Source organism: Marinomonas sp. TI.3.20 (genome assembly GCF_038155025.1).
Lineage (GTDB): Bacteria > Pseudomonadota > Gammaproteobacteria > Pseudomonadales > Marinomonadaceae > Marinomonas > Marinomonas flavescens.
Genome location: NZ_JBAKAS010000082.1, coordinates 1 through 432, shown reverse-complemented (window position 1 = coordinate 432; position 432 = coordinate 1). Strand labels below are relative to the sequence as shown.

Here is a 432-nt window from a genome sequence, read left to right as displayed (position 1 = left end):
ACTCTGCTAGGTTGGCAGCACATAACCGAGTTACGTTTCAATATAAATTAATGCCTTCTTGGCTCCCACCGATACTTGAGTTTATAACAGATCTTATTTGGGTCGCGTTTAACTTTTATATGGTTTATATGTCATACAATTTTGTATTTTATAAAATGAATTTATTTTGGAAGTCTCAGACGTTAGGGATTCCAATGAAATATATTTATCTAATTCTACCGATTGCTTTTACATTAATGAGCTTGCGTATCATTCAAGTTAACTACTTAAAATTTGTGAAGGGTGAAAGTGTTATCGACCCTGATTCACAAGAATTGGACAAATTAAAGAGTAGTGAGATGGAAGGAATTAACGAAACCGCAAAGGCTGAGGGTAAATCATGACAGAAACATCCATTGTATTAGTTCTCTTCGGATCCTTTTTTGTACTTTT

General features: G+C 33.8%; 1 protein-coding gene. It reads left to right on the top strand.

Annotated features, from left to right (window positions below; all coding sequences use genetic code 11):
* Positions 1-383: TRAP transporter small permease (locus V6259_RS19660; protein ID WP_341585972.1), on the top strand; the 383-nt coding region annotated here is incomplete at its 5' end.
* Between the last annotated feature and the right edge of the window lie 49 nt (positions 384-432).